The organism is Saccharothrix variisporea (genome assembly GCF_003634995.1).
GTDB lineage: Bacteria > Actinomycetota > Actinomycetes > Mycobacteriales > Pseudonocardiaceae > Actinosynnema > Actinosynnema variisporeum.
This window is the reverse complement of sequence record NZ_RBXR01000001.1, coordinates 4,722,956-4,741,663: the sequence shown is the minus strand read 5'-3', so window position 1 is coordinate 4,741,663 and position 18,708 is coordinate 4,722,956. Positions and strand designations below refer to the sequence as shown.

Sequence of the window (18,708 nt, the reverse complement as noted above, 5' to 3'; positions counted from 1 at the left end):
GGGCGCTAGTCCAGACCGGACTGGGCGGTGCGCGAACCCCTTCGGGCCGCCGATCGTTGCCATCGGAAGATGCCGTAGCCGATCACGCCCAGTCCCGCGCCCGCCGCGCACGTCCACAGCAGCGTGGTCTGGTCCCGCGCGAAGAGCAGGACCGCCGCGAAGGCCAGCAGCCACAGCGCCGTGCCGCCGGCGATCGCGGGGACCGGGTCGGTCAGCCGCGGTGGCAGGGGCGGTGGGGCGGGCGGCGATTGGGTCTGTTCGGCCACGTCAGGCAGGCTACCTGCCGGAAACACCGGTGCGGCACGCTCTGCGCACCAAAGACGACCCCAGTGGAGGCGTACATGGCCGCGAAGACCGGCGGTGAGGTGTCCAGGACAGGGCTGGACGGCTTCTTCAAGATCTCCGAACGCGGCTCGACGGTGGGGCGGGAGGTGCGCGGTGGCCTGGTCACGTTCGTGACCATGGCCTACATCGTCGTGCTGAACCCGCTGATCCTGGGCAGCTTCGCCGCGGACGACCCGTCGGCCAAGAAGGACGTGCTGGGCGCGATCCTGCCGGTCTCGCAGGTCGCCGCGGTCACGGCGCTGGTCGCGGGGGTGATGACCATCCTGTTCGGACTCGTCGCCAACTACCCGTTCGCGCTGGCGACCGGCCTGGGCATCAACTCGTTCGTGGCCGTCTCGCTCGCGCCGCAGATGACGTGGCCCGAGGCGATGGGGCTGGTCGTGGTGAACGGGCTGGTGGTGCTGCTGCTCGTGGTCACCGGGGTGCGGACGGCGGTGTTCAACGCGGTGCCGCCGGAGCTCAAGGCGGCGATCGCGGTCGGCATCGGCCTGTTCATCTGCTTCATCGGGCTGGTGGACGCCGGGTTCGTGCGGCGCATCCCGGACGCGGCGGGCACTACCGTCCCGGTCGGACTGGGCATCGGCGGGTCCATCGCGTCCTGGCCGACGTTCGTGTTCGTGGTGGGTCTGGTGCTGACCGGCATCCTGGTCGCGCGCAAGGTCAAGGGTGCGATCCTGATCGGCGTGCTGGCCACGACGGTGGTCGCGATCGTGGTCGAGGCGATCGCCAAGGCCGGCCCGTCGAAGGGCACCAACCCGGCCGGGTGGAACCTGGGCTACCCGGCGGTGCCCGACGAGGTCTTCGGCCTGCCGGACCTGGCCCTGCTGGGTGACGTGTCGTTCGGCGCGTGGACGCGGGTGCCCGCGCTGACCGCCGCCCTGCTGGTGTTCACGCTGGTCCTGACCGACTTCTTCGACACCGTCGGCACCATGACCGGCCTGGGCAAGGAGGGCGGCCTGATCGGCAAGGACGGCCAGCTGCCGGGCGTGAGCAAGGCGCTGTTCGTCGACGGCGTGGGCGCGGTCGCGGGTGGTGCGGCGTCCAGCTCGTCCAACACCGTCTACATCGAGTCGGCGGCCGGCATCGCCGAGGGCGCGCGGACGGGGCTGGCCAACGTGGTCACCGGGCTGCTGTTCCTCGCGGCGATGTTCCTGACCCCGCTGTACTCGATCGTGCCGGTCGAGGCGGCGGCGCCCGCGCTGGTCATCGTGGGTGCGCTGATGATCGTGCAGGTCAAGGAGATCGACTTCGGCGACTTCTCGGTGGCGCTGCCCGCGTTCCTCACGATCGTGGTCATGCCGTTCACCTACTCGATCGCCAACGGCATCGGCGCGGGCTTCATCAGCTACGTCGTGCTGCGGGCGCTGACCGGGCGGGCGCGCAGCGTCCACCCGCTGATGTGGGTGGTGGCCGCCGCGTTCGTCGTCTACTTCGCCATCGGGCCCATCCAGGCTGCTCTCGGTCACTGAGAGGGCAGGTTCACACGACGGTGGGCGAGATCGTGAGGTATGCTAACTACGTGGCGGAGAGCGACGCGGAACGGGGACTGGCGAGCCGGCTGCGGCTGGCCGTGGTCCGGCTGACCCGACGGCTCCGCGCGCAGCGGGTCAACTCCGCGATCTCGCTCACCCAGGTGTCCGCGCTGTCCACGCTGCACAAGTGCGGGCCGCTGACGCCGGGCGAGCTGGCCGCCAAGGAAGGCGTCCAGCCGCCGTCGATGACGCGGGTGATCGCGGCGCTGGAGGAGTTCGGCTTCGCCACGCGCCGCCCGCACCCCACGGACGGCCGGCAGGCCATCGTGGAGCTGACCGAGGCGGGGCTCGCCTACATAGACGAAGAGGTGTCCGCGCGCGAGGCGTGGCTGGACAAGCGGCTGGCGGAGCTGACACCGGAGGAACGGGCGGTGCTGTCGCGCGCCGCCGAGATAATCGACAGGATGGCGGGGCAGTAACGAGGTGCCGGCGTACGCGGGTGGTCACGAGTCCGATCGGGTCGATCGAGGGACAGCGCTACCCCCGCCGCCGGCGCCGAAGCCGCGCATGTTCGGTTCGCTGCGCGTGCGCAACTACCGGCTCTACGCGTCCGGGCAGGTCGTGTCGCTGGTCGGCGTGTGGATGCAGCGCGTCGCCCAGGACTGGCTGGTCCTCGAGCTGTCCAACGGGTCCCCGGTGGCCCTGGGGATCGCGGCGGCCCTGCAGTTCGCCCCCACGCTGTTCCTGTCGCTGTGGGCGGGTGTGCTCGCGGACCGGATGGACAAGCGGCGGCTGCTGCTGGTCCTGGAGACCGGGCTCGGGCTGTGCGCCCTGACCCTGGGCCTGCTGGACGTCCTGGGTGTCGCCGAGTTGTGGCACGTCTACCTGCTGTGCTTCCTGCTCGGCGCGGTGGCGGCGGTGGAGACGCCCGTGCGGCAGTCGTTCGTGGTCGAGATGGTCGGGCGCGACCAGCTGACCAACGCGGTCGCGCTGAACTCGATGACGTTCAACCTGGCCCGCATGATCGGTCCGGCCATCGCGGGCGGGCTGATCATCGTCGTGGGCACCGGATGGGTGTTCCTGCTCAACGCCATGACGTTCGTGGGGGTCATCGGCGGTCTGCTGCTCATGCGCCCGGCCGAGCTGCACCGCGGCGACCCCGTGCCGCGCGAGAAGGGCCAGTTGCGCGAGGGGCTGCGGTACGTGCGCAAGCGCGCGGACCTGGTGATCCTGCTGTTCCTGGTGTTCTTCATCAGCACGTTCGGGCTGAACTTCTACGTGACGCTGGCGGTGCTGGCGCGCAACACGTTCGGGGGAGACGCCGACGCGTACGGCCTGCTCTCGACGCTGCTGGCGGTCGGGACCCTGGCGGGTGCCACTCTGGCGGCCAAGCGGAGTGCACGGGGTAAGCCCCGGCTGCGGCTGCTGATCACGGGCGCGCTGGCGTTCGGCGTGCTGGAGATCGCGGTGGGCCTGATGCCGTCGCTGTGGCTGACGGGTGCCCTGCTGATCCCGGTCGGCATCGCGATGATGACCTTCACGACCACGGCGAACGCGACCGTGCAGTTGGCCGTGACCCCGGCCATGCGGGGCCGGGTGATGGGCCTCTACATGCTGGTCTTCCTCGGCGGCAACCCCCTCGGCGGCCCGGTGATGGGCTGGCTGGCCGAGCACTTCACCGCCCGTGCGCCCCTGGTCGTCGGCGGGGTGGTGTCCATCGTGGCGGCCCTGGTGGGCGGGTTCGTCCTGGCGCGTCGGGGCGGCCTGACCCTGCCGACCTACCGGCTCGGCCTGCGGCGGCGCTCCCGCGGGTGAGGCGATGATGGCCTCCGTGGTCATCGCGACGGACTGGGTGCGGCTGCTCGTCATCTGCGTGTTCTTCACGGCGGCGGCCGGGGCGGTGTTGTGGTGGGCGCGGTTGGCCTCGCCTTGGCCGGTGGTCACGGCCGCTGCGCGGGCGGCCGTGCAGCTCGCCGTGGTGTCGGCGGTGGTCACCGGGGTGTTGGCGTCGCTGCCGTTGACGGCGGCGTTCCTGGTGTTGATGGCCGGCGTTGCCACGGGGACGTCGGCGGCGCGGACGAAGACCGGGCGGCGCGGGGTGTGGGTCGGGGTGGCGATCCTGAGCGGGACGGTGCCCGCGATCGGCGCGTTGGTGGCGAGCGGGCTGGTGCCAGTGGAAGGGATCGCGCTCGTGCCGGTGGGCGGCATCCTCATCGGGGGCGCGATGACGGCGACGACGTTGTCCGTGCGCCGGGCGCTGGACACCCTGCGGGACCGGCACGGCGAGTTCGAGGCCGCTCTCGCGCTCGGGTTCACCGAGGCGGTGGCGGTCCGGGAGCTGGTGCGCGGGCCGGCGGGGGAGGCGCTGCTGCCCGCCTTGGACCAGACCCGGACGGTGGGACTGGTCACACTTCCGGGTGCTTTCGTGGGGATGCTGCTGGGTGGTGCGCCGGTGTGGCAGGCGGGGGCGTTGCAGCTGGTCGTGCTGGTGGGGCTGCTCGCGGTGGAGGCGGCGGCGATCGCGGTGGTCGTGGAGCTGGTGGCGCGGGGGTTCGTGCGCCGGACTTCCGTTGTTGGTGATGTTAGGCTAACCTAAGTCTCGTCGCTTCGTGGTGGGAGCGGCAGTCAGTTCGGGAACAGACGAGGCCCCGCCTCCCGGTCGTACCGCCGGGGGCGGGGCCTCGTCGTGTCCGGCGGTGGGGCTTGTCGGAGCATCCGCCACCGGGGTCGGTCGCCGGCGTCGGCCGGCGGGGGTCAGGGGAGCTGAAGGCCGTTCTCGCCGGCGCGGGCGGCCTCGAAGCGGGCGTTGACGTCGTCCCAGTCCACGACGTTCCACAGCGCGGAGATGTAGTCCGCCTTCAGGTTCCGGTACTGCAGGTAGTACGCGTGCTCCCAGATGTCGAACACCAGCAGCGGCGTGGTGGCGATCGACAGGTTGGAGTGGTGGTCCTTGAGCTGCTGGGTGATCAGCCGCCGGCCGACCGGCTCCCACGCGAGGACGCCCCAGCCCGAACCCTGGATGGACGAGGACGCCGCGGTCAGCTGGGCGCGCAGCCCGTCGAACGACCCGAAGTGCTCGTCGATCGCCGCCGCGAGCTCGCCGGTCGGCTTGTCGCCACCGTTCGGGGAGAGGTTCTTCCACCAGATCTTGTGCAGCGCGTGCCCGGCGAGGTGGAACGCCAGCGTGGTCTCCAGGCCGACGATCGAGCCGAACGTGCCCCGGTCGCGGGCCTCGTCGATCTGCTCCAGCGTGTCGTTCGCGCCCTTCACGTAGGCGAGGTGGTGCTTGGAGTGGTGCAGCTCGTTGATCTCCCCGATGATCGCCGGCTCCAGGTCGCCGTAGTCGTAGTCCAGGTCGGGCAGGACGTACTTCGCCATGACATCCCCTCGTTGCAACCTTCTGGTAGTTGCAATATACTGGCAACTAGGGTGGCGGAAACTGAGGTGCTGATCACCGGGCTTCCTGCGACGATCGGGAGTGTGTCCGTACTGGCAGCCCGGAACGTCACGCTGTCGTTCGGTCCGCGGACCGTGCTCCAGGAGGTAGATCTCGATGTCCACCCAGGTCACCGCGTAGGCCTGAGCGCGCCCAACGGCGTCGGCAAGTCCACCCTGCTGCGCGTGCTCGCCGGAGAGCTCAAGCCGGACGAGGGTGTCGTCACCAGGAGCGGGAGCGTCGCGTTCCTGACCCAGGAGACGACCGTCCGGCCCGGCGAGCCCCTGCGCGCGCACCTGGCCCGCCGCACCGGCGTGGCGCAGGCCGTGCGCCGGTTCGAAGCCGCTGCGCAGGCGCTGGCCGAAGGCGGGCGTGGCGCGGACGACGAGTACGCGAAGGCGTTCGACGCGTGGACCGCCATCGGCGCGGCCGACTTCGACGAGCGCGCCGACGAGGTGTGCGACCGGCTCGGCCTGCCCGCCGACCTGCTCGACGAACACCGGACCCTCTCCGGCGGCCAGTCGGCGCGGCTGCGGCTGGCGTCGGTGCTGCTGGCGCGCGCGGACTTCCTGCTGCTCGACGAGCCGACCAACGACCTCGACGCGGCCGGCCTGGACCTGCTGGAGTCCCACGTCCTGGCCAGCCCGGCGGGCATGGTCCTGGTCAGCCACGACCGCGAGTTCCTCGCCCGGACCACCACCCACGTCGCCGAACTGGACGAGTTCACCCACCGGGTGACCGTGTTCGGCGGCGGGTGGGACGCCTACGAGGCGGAACAGGCCGCCGCCAAGCGCCGCGCCCGCGAGGAGTACGAGACGTACGCGACCAAGCGCGACGCCCTCGTCCAGCGCGCCCGCGAGGTCCGCGAGTGGTCACGCGCGGGCGTGCGCCGGAACGCGAAGTCCGACGAGCCCGACAAGAACATCAAGGCCTTCCGCAAGCAGGGCGCGGAGAACACGGCCGCCAAAGCGTCCACTGTGGAGCGTGCCCTGGCCCGCCTGGAGGAGGTCGAGGAGCCACGCGAGCCCTGGGAGCTGCGCCTGACCCTCCCGTCGGCCGGGCGCGGCAGCCAGATCGCCTTCACCCTCCGGGACGCCGTGGTCACGCGTGGGGAGGTCACCCTGGGGCCGATCGACCTCACCATCGGCGCGGGGGAGCGTTGGCGCGTCACCGGACCCAACGGCTCCGGCAAGAGCACGCTGCTGGGTGCCTTGCTGGGCCGGATCCCGCTGGTGAGCGGGCACCGCAGCCAGGGCGCGACGGTCGTCGTCGGCGAGGTGGACCAGGTGCGGGAGTCCTTCGCCACCGAGCGGACGCCCTTGGAGGTCGTGTCCGAGGCCACCGGGTTGCCCCGGGTCGAAGTCCGGACGCTGTTGGCCAAGTTCCGGGTGGGTGCCGACGCGGTCCTGCGCCCGGCCCGTTCCCTGTCGCCCGGCGAGCGCACCCGGGCGGGTCTGGCCGTGCTGCAGGCCCGGGGGACGACGTGCTTGGTGCTGGACGAGCCGACCAACCACCTCGACGTCCCGGCCATCGAGCAGTTGGAACAGGCCCTGGACGGCTACGCGGGCACCCTGCTGCTGGTCACGCACGACCGGCGGCTGGCGGACGCGGTGGGGGTGGACCACACACTCGACGTCCGGACCCTGGCAAGATGAGCACATGGGCACGGAGGACGACTGGCCGATCGAACAGACGTGGTCGCTGCGCAACACGCACTGGCACGCCTACGTCGAGCACACCTCCCTCGACCACGCCTCCCCACGCCAGGACCGGCTGGAACGCACGCCGGAAGAGGTCCTGACCACGCCCGCCGAGGTGGCGGCGTGGCTGGAGGTCAACCTGCGCAGCGCCACCAAGCCGGAGGAGGTCGGGAAGAAGCGGACGAAGGACGAGCGCGACTTCTCCGACTCGAACCGGGTGCACGCGTCGCTGGCGTCTCGGGGAGAGTCGATCTACACCGGGGTCAAGGGCATGTTGACGTTGGCGGTCGAGGCCGTGACTCCGGATGAGTGCCGCAGCTCCCACGACGGTGCCGACGTGGCTCCGCTGAAGGCCGGCCGTCGCCGCTGAGCGCGCTCTTAAGAGCGAAAGAGCAAAAGATCGAAAGATGAAAAGCGGCGCTCGCCGCGCGGCAGGCCGCCAGCGGGGGGTGAAGGGCGTCGGTTCCCCCGCCGTATGGCCTGGCGGAGCCAACCACAGATCGCCCCGGGTGCCGCTGAAATTTTTGCTCGTTCCTCGCAAAATTTTCGGCTGCACCCGGGGCGATCTGTGGTAGCCCTTCGGGCAGGCCATACGGCGGGGGAACCGAGGCCCTCCACCTGTGGTTGGGACCACTGCACCGCGCTGCGCGCTGCGCGCTAAAGCCCTACGGGCCAGGTGTGTACGGGTTCGCCGTTGTGCATGAGCTCGACGTACCGGGCCAGCATGGCGCTCAACGCGACCTCTCGTTCCACCCCGCGCTCCTCGAGCAGCGCCACCGTGTCACGTTGCCAAGCGGAGCCGGTTCGGCGTGACAGGCAGCGTGCCTCGATCACCCCTAGGTACCGCTCGCGGGCCTCGTCGGACACCCCGCACGCCTTCAGGCCCTCGTGTGCCAACGGCAGCAGCCGGCGCAGCACCAGTTCGTCCGGCGGCACCCAGCCGATCCCGGGCCAGTAGAGGTGCGCGCCCATCCCGTGCCGCGACCCCGCGTACAGGTTCTCCTCGGCCGCGTCGAACGACATCTGTGTCCACAGAGGACGTTCCAGGGTCGTCAAAGCCCTTTGTGCGCCGTAGAAGAACGCGGCGTTCGCCATCGTGTCCAGCACGGTTGGCCCGGCCGGCAGTACCCGGTTCTCCACGCGCAGGTGCGGTACGCCGTCCACCACGTCGTACACCGGCCGGTTCCAGCGCCACACGGTCCCGTTGTGCAGCCGCAGCTCCGTCAGCTCCGGTGTCCCGCCCGCGCCCAGCACGTCCAACGGGTCCTCGTCGCCGGTCTCCGGCAACAGGGCCGGGAAGTACCGGACGTTCTCCTCGAACAGGTCGAAGATCGACGTGATCCACCGCTCCCCGAACCACACCCTGGGTCGCACGCCCTGGTTCTTCAGCTCCACCGGTCGGGTGTCGGTCGCCTGCTGGAACAGCGGGATGCGCGTTTCATGCCACAGCGCCCGCCCCAGCAGGAACGGGGAGTTCGCCGCGATCGCCACCTGCACGCCCGCCAACGCCTGGGCCGCGTTCCAGTGCGCGGCGAAGTCGTCCGGTGCGACCTGCAGGTGCAGTTGCACGGACGTGCACGCGGCCTCGGGCAGGATGGATTCCGCGTAGCTCATCAGCTTCTCGGGCACCGCGCGGCCCGGCATCGGGGCGCCCTCCATGTTCAGCACGACCTCCTCGCCGCGGGCGGCGAAGATCTGGTCGTTGAGCAGGGCGTAGCGGGGGCTGTCGGACAGCCAGCGCCGGTCGAAGTGCTCGTGGCGCAACGTGGGGAGCACGCCGATCATCACCAGGGACGTGCCGGCGTCGTGGGCCTTGTCGTCGGCGCTGGACAGGGTGTGCTTCAGTTCCCGTTCCAGGTCCAGGGTCTCGTCGCCCGCCAGTTCCCGCGGCGGGACGTTGACCTCCAGGTTGTGCTGGCCCAGCTCCAGCGTGAAGGACGGGTCGTCGATCTTCTCCAGGACCTCGGCGTTGGCCATCGCGGGCCGGCCCGAGTCGTCCACGAGGTTCAGCTCGATCTCCAGGCCCATCTGCTGGCGCGGGAAGGAGAAGCTGTCCTCCGCCAACATGGTCCCCAGCGCGTCCAAGCACCGCTGCACCCGCTCGCGGTAGCGCTGGCGGTCCTCCCTGGTGAACGTCCGACTGGACACGTTGCTCCCCATGCCGCCTCCCAATCGGTCGGGCTGCTCCGGCGGGCTCAGCGGAGGTCAACCGTGACACGGCTCCCTGCCGCCCGCCAGCGTCCAAATCGGTGCTCTCTGTCACATACTGGTAACAATCAGCGAGAAAGTGCTGGTCCAGCCGTTGCGGTTCGACCCGTTGGACTACGAGAGGTGTTCACATGTCGGGAAGTGGGACACTGCCCGGGTGATCGAGATCGACGATCCGGCGGACCCCCGTCTGGACGACTTCCGGGACCTCTCGACGGCCGACCGGCGGCCCGACCGGCCCGGTGGGCGCGGGCTGGTCATCGCCGAGGGCGTGGTGGTCGTCGAACGGCTCCTCGCCTCGCCGTACCCGGTGCGCGCGCTGCTGGGCGTGCGTCGCCGCGTCGAGGCGTTGGGTGAGCTGCCCGCGCCGGCGTACGTGACGTCGCCCGAGGTCATGGCCGAGGTGGTGGGGTTCCACCTGAACCGGGGTGTCCTGGCGGCGGCCGACCGCGCGCCGCAGCCCAGTCCCGAGGACCTGGCGCGGCGCTCGACCCGGCTGGCCGTGCTGGAAGGCGTGGGCGACCACGAGAACTTGGGTTCGTTGTTCCGCAACGCGGCGGCGCTGGGCATCGACGGCGTGCTGCTCGGACCGGGGTGCAGCGACCCGCTCTACCGGCGCAGCGTGCGCGTCTCGATGGGGCACGTCCTGCGCGTCCCGTTCGCCACCATGCCCGATCTCGCGGGTGGTCTCGACATGTTGCGGCACAACGGGTTTCGGGTCGCGGCGCTCACGCCGCGCGCGTCGGCGGTCAACCTCCAGGACGCCGGGCTGCGCGGGCAGCGCGTCGCCGTCATGCTGGGTTCGGAGGGCCACGGCCTGACCGAGGAGGCGATCGCCGCCGCCGACCTGGCCGTCCGCATCCCGATGGCCTCCGGCGTCGACTCGCTGAACGTCGCCACGGCCGCCGCGATCGCCTTCTACGCGATCGCCTGACCGACTACGTTCAACCCGAGCACACCTTGCGCCGAGGAGGGCATTCGTGGAACTGCGGGTCCGGGACGGGCGCGCCGTGCTGGCCGGCCGCGACGACGCGGGCGAACGCGAGGTCGACCCGCACACGCTGCCGCTGGGCGCGGGGCTCGCCGACGCGCTGCACGAGTGGGCCAAGGTGGCGGAAGCGGTCGTGCGCACCGACCCGCCCGCGAACGGGGCGGCGGGTGCGCTGGTCACCCGCCGGGGCCGTCAACTCGCGAGCCGGCTCGCCGCCGACATGGGCACCCCCGTCGCCTACACCGACCCGGTGACCGGCGAGCAGTTCGTGGTGGAGGCACCCGACCGCGAACCGGTCGAGGAGCCGGAGCCGGCACCCCGGGAGGAGGAGAAGACCCCCTGGGGCACCGGCCTGACGGTCAGCGTGTTCACCGCGGCCGTGGTGACGTTCATGGTCGTCACCCTGTCCCTCGGCCTCGGCGAGACCAGCTCGTGGCTGGCCCTGCTGGCGAACGTCCTCGTCGTGGGCGGCATCGCCCCATCGGTGTGGCTCGCCCGCAAGGTGCTGGTGTGGCGCTGGGTCGCGTACGGCGTGGTGGCCGGGGTGTTGCTGGCCTGGTTCGCGCTGATCACGACCCTGCTCTAGGCCAGGGACTCCCGCCACGCGGTGTCCAGGGCCGCGAACCGGCCCCGTCCCTCGATCAGCTCGTCCGGCGTCCCGTCCTCCACGACCCGGCCGGCGTCGAGCACCAGCACCCGGTCCGCGATCATGACCGTGGACAGCCGGTGGGCGATGATGAACGCCGTCCGGTCGGCCAGCACCGTCTCCAGCGCGTGCTGCACCAGACGCTCGGTCGGCACGTCCAGGCTGGACGTGGCCTCGTCGAGCACCAGAACCGCCGGGTCGGCCAGGAACGCCCGCGCGAACGCGACGAGCTGCCGCTGGCCCGCCGAGAGCCGTCCGCCGCGCTTGCGCACGTCGGTGTCGTACCCGTCCGGCAGTGCCGAGATGAACTCGTGCGCGCCCACGGCCCGAGCCGCCGACACGACCTCCTCCCGCGTCGCGGACGGCCGGCCCAAGGCGATGTTGTCCGCGACCGACCCGTCGAACAGGAAGTTCTCCTGGGTAACCATGACCACCGCGCGCCGCAGGTCGGCGTCGGCGACGGAGCGCAGGTCGATGCCGTCCAGCCGGACCGCGCCCGCGGACGGGTCGTAGAACCGCGCCACCAGCTTGGCCAGCGTCGACTTGCCCGCGCCGGTCGCGCCGACCAGCGCCACGGTCTGCCCGGCCGGCACGTGCAGGTCGAACTCGGGCAGCACCACGGGGGTCGTCGGCGTGTACCGGAACTCCACCCCGTCGAACGCGACCTGCCCGCGCACGTCCCGCAGCGGTGCCGGGTCCTCCGGCTCCGGCACGGCCGGCCGTTCCTCCAGCACGCCGGAGATCTTCTCCAGCGCGGCGGTCGCGGAGGCGTAGGTGGTGGCGAACATGGCGATCTCGTCGAACGGGTCGTAGAAGCGCCGCACGTAGAGCGTGAACGCGGCCAGCACGCCCAGTTCCAGGTCGCCCTGCGCGACCCGCCACGCGCCCCACGCGAGGATCACGGCCAGCGACACGTTGCCGATGACCCGCACCAGCGAGGTGAACACCGCCACCACGCTGAACGCCTCGGTGTTGGCGTCGCGGAACTTGTCGTTGAACTCGCCCATGATGTGCTCGTTGCGCTTCTCGCGGCGGAACGCCTGCACCGCGCGGATGCCGTTCATGGTCTCCACGAACTGCACGATGACCTTCGCGATGGCGCCGCGGGTGCCCCGGTAGGCCTTCGCCGAGCGGCGGCGGAACCAGCGGACGAGCACCAGCAGCGGCAGGAACCCGAACAGCACGACCGCGGCCAGCGGCGGGTCGAGGGTGAGCATCACGATGGAGATGCCGACCACGGACAGCATGGACGTGAAGAAGCCGTCCAGGCCCTGCTCCAGCAGGTCCTGCAGCGAGTCGACGTCGCTGGTCAGGCGCGAGATCACCTTGCCGGAGGTGTAGCGCTCGTGGAAGGACACCGACAGCCGCTGGGCGTGCCGGAACACCCGTTCCCGCAGGTCCAGCAGCAGGTCCTGCCCGATGCGGCCGGTCAGCCGGATGAACGCCCAGCGCAGCAGCGTCGCCGCGAGCGCCACGGCGACGTACCCGCCGACGCACCACGCCAGCACGGTGGGCCGACCGTCCAGCGCCGCCGGCACGCCCCGGTCGATGGCGGCGGCGATCAGCAGCGGACCGGCCAGGTTGACCAGGTTCTCCGCCACCACCAGGGCCAGCGCCAGCACCGCGGCCCGGGTGTGGGGGCGCAGCAGCGAGCCGAGCAGCCGGCGCGACCGGGCCTGGAGCTTCGCCCCGGTCGCGTAGTCGAGCTCCTCGACGTCCTCGGCGGCGACGCCCCGCCACTTCTCCTCGTCCTGGACCGTCGTCGTCGCGGTGGTCACGCCGCCACCTCCTCGTCCTCCAAAGTGGACAGCAAGTACCGGTAGTCCTCGTTGTCCGCCAACAGTTCCCGGTGCGTGCCCACTGCGGCGATCCGGCCGTCGACGAGCATCGCGACCCGGTCGGCGAGCTGGACCGTGCTGGGCCGGTGCGCGACCACCAGCGCGGTCACGCCCTTGAGCACGCGGTGCAGCGCGGCCTCGACCTCGGCCTCGGTGTGCACGTCGAGCGCGGACAGCGGGTCGTCCAGCACCAGCACCGCCGGGTGCCCGACGACCGCGCGGGCCAGTGCCAGCCGCTGCCGCTGCCCGCCGGACAGCGACAGGCCCTGCTCGCCGATCCGGGTGTCCAGGCCCCACGGCAGGGCGTCCACGAACTCCTCGGCCCGCGCGACCCGCAGCGCCTCCCGGACGCGGGGCTCGTCCGCGCCGATCCCGCCGAGCGCCACGTTCTCGGTGACGCTCGCGGAGAACAGGATGGGCTCCTCGAACGCCGTGCCGACGACCCGGCGCAGGTCGGTCAGGTCCAGGTCGCGCACGTCGACGCCGTCGATCGTGACGCGGCCCTTCGTCACGTCGGCCAGTCGCGGCACCAGCGCGGTGATCGTGGTCTTGCCCGATCCGGTGGCACCCACCAGGGCGACCGTCTCGCCCGGCCGGATGTCCAGGTCGATCCCGCGCAGGACCTCGCGCTCGCCGTCGGCGTGGGCGAAGTGCACGTCCTCGAACCGGACGTGCCCCTTGACCTGCGCGGGGAGGGTTTTGGGCCGGTCGGGCGAGGTGATCGTGACCGGGGCGTCCATGACCTCGAAGAACCGCTCGGACGCGGACGCGGTCTGGTTCGTCTCGGCCAGCAACCACCCGATCGAGTCAATCGGCCAGCGCAGGTAGGCGCTCACCGTGACGGCGGCGACCAGCGTGCCCGCGGTGACCGTGCCGTTCGCGATGCCGACCGCGCCGACCGCGAGCTGCCCCGCGATGGCCAGCTCGGGCAGCACGATCAGCACCGCCCAGAGCAGCGCGAACACCCGGACCTTGGCCAGCTCGGTGTCCCGCAGCTCCCGGGCCTGGCGGAGGAACCGCCTGGTCAGGTGCGGACCGCGGCCGAACGCCTTGAGCACCCGGATGCCCAGCACGGACTCCTCGACCACGGTGGTCAGGTCGCCCGCCTGGTCCTGCGCCCGGCGCGCCACGACCTTGAACTTCGACTCGAACAGGTAGGACAGCAGCATCAGCGGCAGGGTGCAGGCCAGGACGATGCCGCCGAGGACCGGCGAGAGCCAGAACAGGATGCCCAGGCCGGTCAGCACGACCAGGGTGTTGACCACCAGGAACGTGCACACGAACGCCACGAACCGGCGCACGGTGTTCAGGTCGGTGGTGGCGCGGGACAGCAGCTGGCCGGACTGGAAGCGGTCGTGGAAGGAGACCGGCAGCCGCTGGAGGTGGTCGTACACGGCGGCGCGCATGCGGGCCTCGACGTCCGAGGCGGGCCGGGCGATGAACTTGCGGCGGGCGTAGAACAGGGCGGCCTCGCCGATGCCCAGCAGCAGGACCAGGCCGACCATGGGCGGTAGCGCTCCCAGGTCGCGCGCGGCGATCGGGCCGTCCACGATGCGTTGGGTGATGAGCGGGATGCCCAGGCCGCACAGCATCGCCAGCAGGGCAGCGGACATGCTCAGCAGCATCTGGGTGCGGACGGGCCGGAAGTACGGCCACAGCCGGCGCACGGTCGAGAAGGTGGTCGTTCGCGGTCGTTCGTCGGGTGGTGCCGGTGGTTGGTCGGGTGGTGCCGGTCGTTGGTCGGGCGGTGCCGGTCGCTGGTCGGGCGGTGCCGGTCGTTGGTCGGGTGGTGACGTCGCGGACTCGGTCACGTCGGTGATCCCCCTCAGGCTCACTTCCACGGTACGAAGGTCACCCCCCGCAAGCATCCGGTTTTCCGGTACCTCGAACATGCAGGCTCGAGTTAGGTGGAGGTCAAGATGGACGTGCGCTACCTGCGCACCGAGCCGACGATGGCGTTCCCCCGCGGTCGGCTGCTGGCGGTGCGCGGCGGCCGGCTGTACGTGCTGGCGCCCGACGGCTGGGACGTCATCGGCGGGCGCGCCGAGCACGCGCACCCGGTCTCCAGGGTGGAGGCGGAGGACTGGTGCGAACACGAGGGCTGGGACCTGAACCTGCTGGACTCGGTCCCCATCCCCGAGTACTGACCCGCTACTTCTTCCTCAGCATGGCCGGCGCCGTGAGCAACCCCGCCAGCCCGTAGCTGATGCCCGCCAGGATGGGCAACACCGTCCACCGGTCCCCGAGCCAGGAGAACCGCTCCTGGAGCTTGAAGTAGTGCGCGAGCCCCAGCAGGACGGGCCCGATGAGCACCACCGGCCACACCGGGCGGACTTTGAGCAGCCACAGCACGGGCCCGGCGAGCAGGGCGCTGACCAGCAGCGCGACCGGCAGGCCGATCACCACGAGCAGCAGGAACTCGCTCAACGACGTCTCGTTGACCACCCGGTCGACCAAGCCCGCGCGGTACGCCCAGATCCAGACGACCAGCAGAACGGCCCCGACCACCCCGGACACGACGACGCGCAGCAACACCCGGAAGGCGAAGCCACCGACGGTCGAGTCAGCCACGGCCGGCAGTCTGCCCCACCCGGTGCCGAGCTGTCACCGGCGCGGCCAGCACGAACCCGAGGGCACCGGCGAGCACCCCACCGGCCGGCACCGACACCCACACGGTCAGCAGGGTGAGCACGGCAGCGAAGAACATCCCCACCGCCGCCATCCCCAACGCCCGTTCGACCCCGAGGACCCGGAACACGGCCCAGGCGAGGAGCACTCCCACGACGAGCGTGATCGGGATGCTGAACAGCCCCATGGCCAGGCAGTTCCAGTCATCCTTGGAGCACACGGCCCCCGCCGCGATCAACTCCCGAACACCCCACCACGCACCACCCAGCCCGGCACCGACCAGGGCACCGATCAGCACACGCGCCAGCATGCCCACCGGTTACCCGATCACCACCCCACCCAACCGCGCCCCCCGCCTGCCGCGCCCGCCGCGCCACCCCGACCGGCCCGCGCTGCCCGCCGCGCCACCCCGCGTTGCCCGCGCCACCCGCCTGCCGCGTCACCTCGCCCGGCCCGCGCTGCCCGCCGCGCCACCCCGCGTTGCCCCGTGTTGCCCGCGCCACCGCCCGGCCTGCACCACAGCACCGCCCACCCGGCCGCCCGCACTTCGCCGCATCCCGGGTCCACTCATGCCGAAGGGCCCCCGCACATGGCGGAGGCCCTGGCGTTCCGATCAGGAACCCGCCCCGGTCAGCCGCGGTTCGAGCGAACGCCCAGCAGGACGTCCTCCCACGACGGCACGATCGGGTGGTTCTTCTTGCCGCGCTTGGGCGGCTGCTGGTCCTTCTTCGCCGCCGGCGCGGGGGTCGGTGCGGGCTGGGGCGCGGGTGGCTCCTCGGCGGCCACCGGCTCGGGCTCGGGTTCCGGCGCGGGCGGCGTCGGGGCCGGCAGCGCCGAGGTGGGCAGCGCCGCAGTCGGCAGGGACGGGGTCGGCGTGGGCACCGGCTCCTCGCGGACGAGGATCTCCGGTTCCGCCTTCTCCAGCTCCAGCGCCTGCCGGGCCAGCTGGGTCACCGGCCGGACCGTGCGCAGCGTCCGGTTCGGGTTCGGGTCCATCAGCTCGACCGCCGCGTCGTCCAGCGCCGTGACCGTGCCGCCGTGCGCGCCCGGGTGGAACGCCCAGTGCGCCCGGTTGTCCGACCGGCCCGCCGTCCAGTGCAGCTGCACGACCCACCGGCCGTCCTCGCCGCGCCAGGAGTCCCAGCTGACGTCGGTGTAGTCCTGGCCGCGCAGGCCGAAGGAGTGCGCGACGACCTCGCCGAGCGTCTGCACGTCCGGCCCGTCCTCGCGCACCGGGTGGGCCCGCTGCGCCAGCTCGGCCGTCCGGGACCGCTCCAGCAGCACGGGGTAGGCGAACCGCTCGACCCGGTGGGTCGGGATGCCCGCCGCCGCGGCGACCTGCTCGACGGACTCGCCGGCGCGGATGCGCGCCTGGATCTCCCGCGGGCGCATCTGGCTCTCCACCTCGATCTCGATCTGGCCGAGTCGGGTGAGGTCGCCCCGCGCCGCCGCGCGCAGCCGTTCGTCAGCGGGCAGCACGAAGCGCTCGCCGCGTTCCGGGTCCTCGAGGATGACGGATTTGCCGTCGTCTTCGAGCCCGATGACCCGCAGCGCTCGCATCATGGCCTCCCGTATGACTTCACCTCGCCAGGTGCCGACGTTAATCCGGCGCGCCTCCTTGACGGGGGAGGCTCGCCGCGTTCACCGATATCTTCATGTGATCTTGCCGTATGTCGCCGTCGACCGCACGTCTGTTACCGGAAGGTTCACCTCGACGCACAAACCGCCGCCGTCGATCGGATACGCCGTCACATTTCCCTGATGGGCCAATGCGATCGAACGCACGATCGAAAGACCGAGCCCCGCACCGCCGCCACGGGTGTCCGCGAGTCGCCGGAACGGCTCGAACAAACCCGGCACGGCGTCGGCCGGGATGACCGCGCCCGTGTTCGCGACCACCAGCACCGGGTTCGTCCCGCGCACGGTGACGGCCACGTTCCCGTCCTGGTGGTTGTGGGTGCACGCATTGCGCAGCAGGTTCGTGACCAGGTGCGTGAGCAGCACGGCGTCGCCCAGGACGGCCACCGGTTCCGCCACCAGGCTGATGTCCTGCGGCTCGTGGCGGAACGTGTAGAGCGCGTCCTCCACGAGGTGGTCGAGCTCCACGGGCTCGCGCCGGCCCAGGCCGCGGTCGCTGCGGGCGAGCAGCAGCAACCCGTCGATGAGCCGTTCCGAGCGCACGTTCGTGGCCAGCAGGTGACCGCCGAGCCGCTTGACGTCGTCGGAGGCGTGCTCGTCCGCCAGCGCCACCTCGATGAGGGTGCGCTGGATCGCCAGCGGTGTGCGCAGCTCGTGGGAGGCGTTGGCGACGAACCTCTTCTGGCTGTCGAACGCGGTGGCCAACCGGTCCAGCATGCCGTCGAAGGTGTCCGCCAGCTCCTTCAGCTCGTCGTCGGGCCCGTCCAGGTTGATCCGCCGCCCGAGGTCCTCGACCTCCAGCCGGTGCGCGGTCGCGGTGATGGCCTGGAGCGGCTCCAGCACCCGGCTCGCGAGCACCCAGCCCACCAGACCGGCCAGCGCCGTCGTGACCACCAGCCCGACGCCCGACTGCAACAGCAGCGTGTTGAGCGCCTCGGACCGGTAGTCCTCCAGCGTGGTCACCACCTGCGTCTGGTCGGCCGGTCCCAGTGGAGGCCCGCCCACCGCGATGGCGAACGAGTCCACCTGCGGCAGCTGAGCGCTCACCAGGACGTAGTTCAGCGCCACCAGCACCACGCCGGCGAGCAGGAAGAAGCCCCCGTACCAGGCGGTCAGCCTCGCCCGCACGGACAACCGCAGCGTTCTCACCCCCCGAACCGGTACCCGGCGCCGGGCACCGTCTCGATCACGCCCGGCTCACCGAGCTTGCGCCGCAGGGTCATCACCGCCACCCGCACCGCGTTGGTGAACGGGTCCGCGTACTCGTCCCACGCCTTCTCCAACAGCTCCTCCGCCGTCACCACCGTCCCTTCCGCCCTCATCAGCACCTCCAACACGGCGAACTCCTTGCGCGAGAGCTGGATGAACCGGCCCTCCCGCGACACCTGGTGCCGGGGCACGTCCAGCACCACCCCCGCCCGGCGCAGCACCGGCGGCAGCGCCGGCCGCGCGCGCCGGCCCAGCGCCTGCACCCGCGCCACCAGCTCGGCGAACGCGAACGGCTTGGTCAGGTAGTCGTCCGCGCCGAGGCCCAGCCCCTCCACGCGGTCCTCCACCTGCGCCGCCGCCGTCAGCATCAGCACCTTCGCCTCGCCACCCGCCTCCAGCACGGCCGCGCACACCTCGTCCCCATGCGCGACCGGCAGGTCGCGGTCCAGCACGACCACGTCGTAGTCGTGCACACCCACCCGTTCCAGCGCCTCCCCTCCGTCGTAGCAGACGTCCACCGCCATCGAGACCCGGCGCAACCCCTCGGCGATGGTGTTCGCCAACAACTCCTCGTCCTCGACCACCAGAACCCGCATG

The 18,708-nt window shown here is 71.6% G+C and carries 19 protein-coding genes; 9 read left to right on the top strand and 10 right to left on the bottom strand.

Annotated elements, in window-relative coordinates:
- Positions 1-5: 5 nt before the first annotated feature.
- Positions 6-266 carry a DUF2530 domain-containing protein gene (locus DFJ66_RS21140; protein WP_211351256.1) on the bottom strand — a complete coding sequence of 87 codons (261 nt, stop codon included), beginning with the start codon at positions 264-266 and terminating at the stop codon, positions 6-8.
- 75 nt (positions 267-341) lie between these two features.
- Between DFJ66_RS21140 and DFJ66_RS21135 the strand changes: the two genes are divergently transcribed.
- The 4 genes from DFJ66_RS21135 to DFJ66_RS21120 all read left to right on the top strand — a co-directional run bounded on the left by DFJ66_RS21135 (position 342) and on the right by DFJ66_RS21120 (position 4,413).
- Entirely contained in the window at positions 342-1,814 is a 1,473-nt protein-coding gene (locus tag DFJ66_RS21135) for an NCS2 family permease (RefSeq protein WP_121231509.1), read from the top strand.
- Between the two features lie 50 nt (positions 1,815-1,864).
- Entirely contained in the window at positions 1,865-2,296 is a 432-nt protein-coding gene (locus tag DFJ66_RS21130) for a MarR family winged helix-turn-helix transcriptional regulator (RefSeq protein WP_121223403.1), read from the top strand.
- A gap of 88 nt (positions 2,297-2,384) precedes the next feature.
- Positions 2,385-3,632, top strand: coding sequence for an MFS transporter (locus tag DFJ66_RS21125; protein ID WP_170199564.1), 1,248 nt, complete (start codon positions 2,385-2,387; stop codon positions 3,630-3,632).
- A 7-nt stretch (positions 3,633-3,639) separates the two neighbouring features.
- Complete coding sequence (locus tag DFJ66_RS21120; RefSeq protein ID WP_121231507.1) at positions 3,640-4,413, top strand: ABC transporter permease; 774 nt, start codon at positions 3,640-3,642, stop codon at positions 4,411-4,413.
- A gap of 158 nt (positions 4,414-4,571) precedes the next feature.
- Here DFJ66_RS21120 and DFJ66_RS21115 read toward each other — a convergent pair whose 3' ends face one another.
- Positions 4,572-5,195, bottom strand: a complete 624-nt coding sequence (locus DFJ66_RS21115; protein ID WP_121223401.1) for a superoxide dismutase — start codon at positions 5,193-5,195, stop codon at positions 4,572-4,574.
- 102 nt (positions 5,196-5,297) lie between these two features.
- On the opposite strand from DFJ66_RS21115, the gene DFJ66_RS21110 reads away from it, so the two are divergent.
- Both DFJ66_RS21110 and DFJ66_RS21105 read left to right on the top strand, forming a co-directional pair.
- Complete coding sequence (locus tag DFJ66_RS21110; protein WP_246029841.1) at positions 5,298-6,908, top strand: ABC-F family ATP-binding cassette domain-containing protein; 1,611 nt, start codon at positions 5,298-5,300, stop codon at positions 6,906-6,908.
- A gap of 4 nt (positions 6,909-6,912) precedes the next feature.
- The gene (locus DFJ66_RS21105; protein WP_121223400.1) at positions 6,913-7,323 is read left to right on the top strand and encodes a hypothetical protein; all 411 of its coding nucleotides are present in this window, start codon (positions 6,913-6,915) and stop codon (positions 7,321-7,323) included.
- Between the two features lie 287 nt (positions 7,324-7,610).
- On the opposite strand, the gene DFJ66_RS21100 is transcribed toward DFJ66_RS21105, so the two are convergent.
- Positions 7,611-9,113: a glutamate-cysteine ligase family protein gene (locus DFJ66_RS21100; protein ID WP_121223399.1), complete on the bottom strand. Its 1,503-nt coding sequence runs from the start codon at positions 9,111-9,113 to the stop codon at positions 7,611-7,613.
- Between the two features lie 205 nt (positions 9,114-9,318).
- On the opposite strand from DFJ66_RS21100, the gene DFJ66_RS21095 reads away from it, so the two are divergent.
- Positions 9,319-10,095, top strand: coding sequence for a TrmH family RNA methyltransferase (locus tag DFJ66_RS21095; protein WP_246029840.1), 777 nt, complete (start codon positions 9,319-9,321; stop codon positions 10,093-10,095).
- A 46-nt stretch (positions 10,096-10,141) separates the two neighbouring features.
- Complete coding sequence (locus DFJ66_RS21090; protein WP_121223398.1) at positions 10,142-10,738, top strand: DUF2537 domain-containing protein; 597 nt, start codon at positions 10,142-10,144, stop codon at positions 10,736-10,738.
- Here DFJ66_RS21090 and DFJ66_RS21085 read toward each other — a convergent pair.
- Both DFJ66_RS21085 and DFJ66_RS21080 read right to left on the bottom strand, forming a co-directional pair.
- Entirely contained in the window at positions 10,735-12,576 is a 1,842-nt protein-coding gene (locus tag DFJ66_RS21085) for an ABC transporter ATP-binding protein (RefSeq protein ID WP_121223397.1), read from the bottom strand. The two genes, DFJ66_RS21090 and DFJ66_RS21085, sit on opposite strands and share 4 nt — an antisense overlap.
- Positions 12,573-14,303, bottom strand: coding sequence for an ABC transporter ATP-binding protein (locus DFJ66_RS21080; protein ID WP_246029839.1), 1,731 nt, complete (start codon positions 14,301-14,303; stop codon positions 12,573-12,575). The genes DFJ66_RS21085 and DFJ66_RS21080 overlap by 4 nt, the downstream gene beginning before the upstream one ends.
- A gap of 240 nt (positions 14,304-14,543) precedes the next feature.
- On the opposite strand from DFJ66_RS21080, the gene DFJ66_RS21075 reads away from it, so the two are divergent.
- Positions 14,544-14,783, top strand: coding sequence for a hypothetical protein (locus DFJ66_RS21075; protein WP_246029838.1), 240 nt, complete (start codon positions 14,544-14,546; stop codon positions 14,781-14,783).
- A 4-nt stretch (positions 14,784-14,787) separates the two neighbouring features.
- Here DFJ66_RS21075 and DFJ66_RS21070 read toward each other — a convergent pair whose 3' ends face one another.
- The 5 genes from DFJ66_RS21070 to DFJ66_RS21050 all read right to left on the bottom strand — a co-directional run bounded on the left by DFJ66_RS21070 (position 14,788) and on the right by DFJ66_RS21050 (position 18,707).
- A complete protein-coding gene (locus DFJ66_RS21070; RefSeq protein WP_121223395.1) occupies positions 14,788-15,207 on the bottom strand; it encodes a hypothetical protein in 420 nt (139 codons plus the stop codon).
- Positions 15,200-15,574 carry a hypothetical protein gene (locus tag DFJ66_RS21065; protein ID WP_121231499.1) on the bottom strand — a complete coding sequence of 125 codons (375 nt, stop codon included), beginning with the start codon at positions 15,572-15,574 and terminating at the stop codon, positions 15,200-15,202. Before DFJ66_RS21065 ends, DFJ66_RS21070 begins: the two co-directional genes overlap by 8 nt.
- Before the next feature lie 320 nt (positions 15,575-15,894).
- Positions 15,895-16,824 (bottom strand): septation protein SepH, encoded by a 930-nt coding sequence (sepH, locus tag DFJ66_RS21060; RefSeq protein ID WP_121231497.1) that lies wholly within the window; start codon positions 16,822-16,824, stop codon positions 15,895-15,897.
- Between the two features lie 93 nt (positions 16,825-16,917).
- Complete coding sequence (locus DFJ66_RS21055) at positions 16,918-18,051, bottom strand: sensor histidine kinase (protein ID WP_121223394.1); 1,134 nt, start codon at positions 18,049-18,051, stop codon at positions 16,918-16,920.
- Positions 18,048-18,707, bottom strand: a complete 660-nt coding sequence (locus tag DFJ66_RS21050) for a response regulator transcription factor (RefSeq protein WP_121223393.1) — start codon at positions 18,705-18,707, stop codon at positions 18,048-18,050. Before DFJ66_RS21050 ends, DFJ66_RS21055 begins: the two co-directional genes overlap by 4 nt.
- Position 18,708: the final 1 nt, after the last annotated feature.

What these genes read in the sequence shown, in the direction of transcription:
- DFJ66_RS21105 (WP_121223400.1), top strand. Translation starts at nt 6,913, where the DNA reads ATGGGCACGGAGGACGACTGGCCGATCGAACAGACGTGGTCGCTGCGC.
- DFJ66_RS21100 (WP_121223399.1), bottom strand. Translation starts at nt 9,113, where the DNA reads ATGGGGAGCAACGTGTCCAGTCGGACGTTCACCAGGGAGGACCGCCAG.
- DFJ66_RS21050 (WP_121223393.1), bottom strand. Translation starts at nt 18,707, where the DNA reads ATGCGGGTTCTGGTGGTCGAGGACGAGGAGTTGTTGGCGAACACCATC.
- DFJ66_RS21135 (WP_121231509.1), top strand. Translation starts at nt 342, where the DNA reads ATGGCCGCGAAGACCGGCGGTGAGGTGTCCAGGACAGGGCTGGACGGC.
- DFJ66_RS21120 (WP_121231507.1), top strand. Translation starts at nt 3,640, where the DNA reads ATGGCCTCCGTGGTCATCGCGACGGACTGGGTGCGGCTGCTCGTCATC.
- sepH (WP_121231497.1), bottom strand. Translation starts at nt 16,824, where the DNA reads ATGCGAGCGCTGCGGGTCATCGGGCTCGAAGACGACGGCAAATCCGTC.
- DFJ66_RS21125 (WP_170199564.1), top strand. Translation starts at nt 2,385, where the DNA reads ATGTTCGGTTCGCTGCGCGTGCGCAACTACCGGCTCTACGCGTCCGGG.
- DFJ66_RS21115 (WP_121223401.1), bottom strand. Translation starts at nt 5,195, where the DNA reads ATGGCGAAGTACGTCCTGCCCGACCTGGACTACGACTACGGCGACCTG.
- DFJ66_RS21065 (WP_121231499.1), bottom strand. Translation starts at nt 15,574, where the DNA reads ATGCTGGCGCGTGTGCTGATCGGTGCCCTGGTCGGTGCCGGGCTGGGT.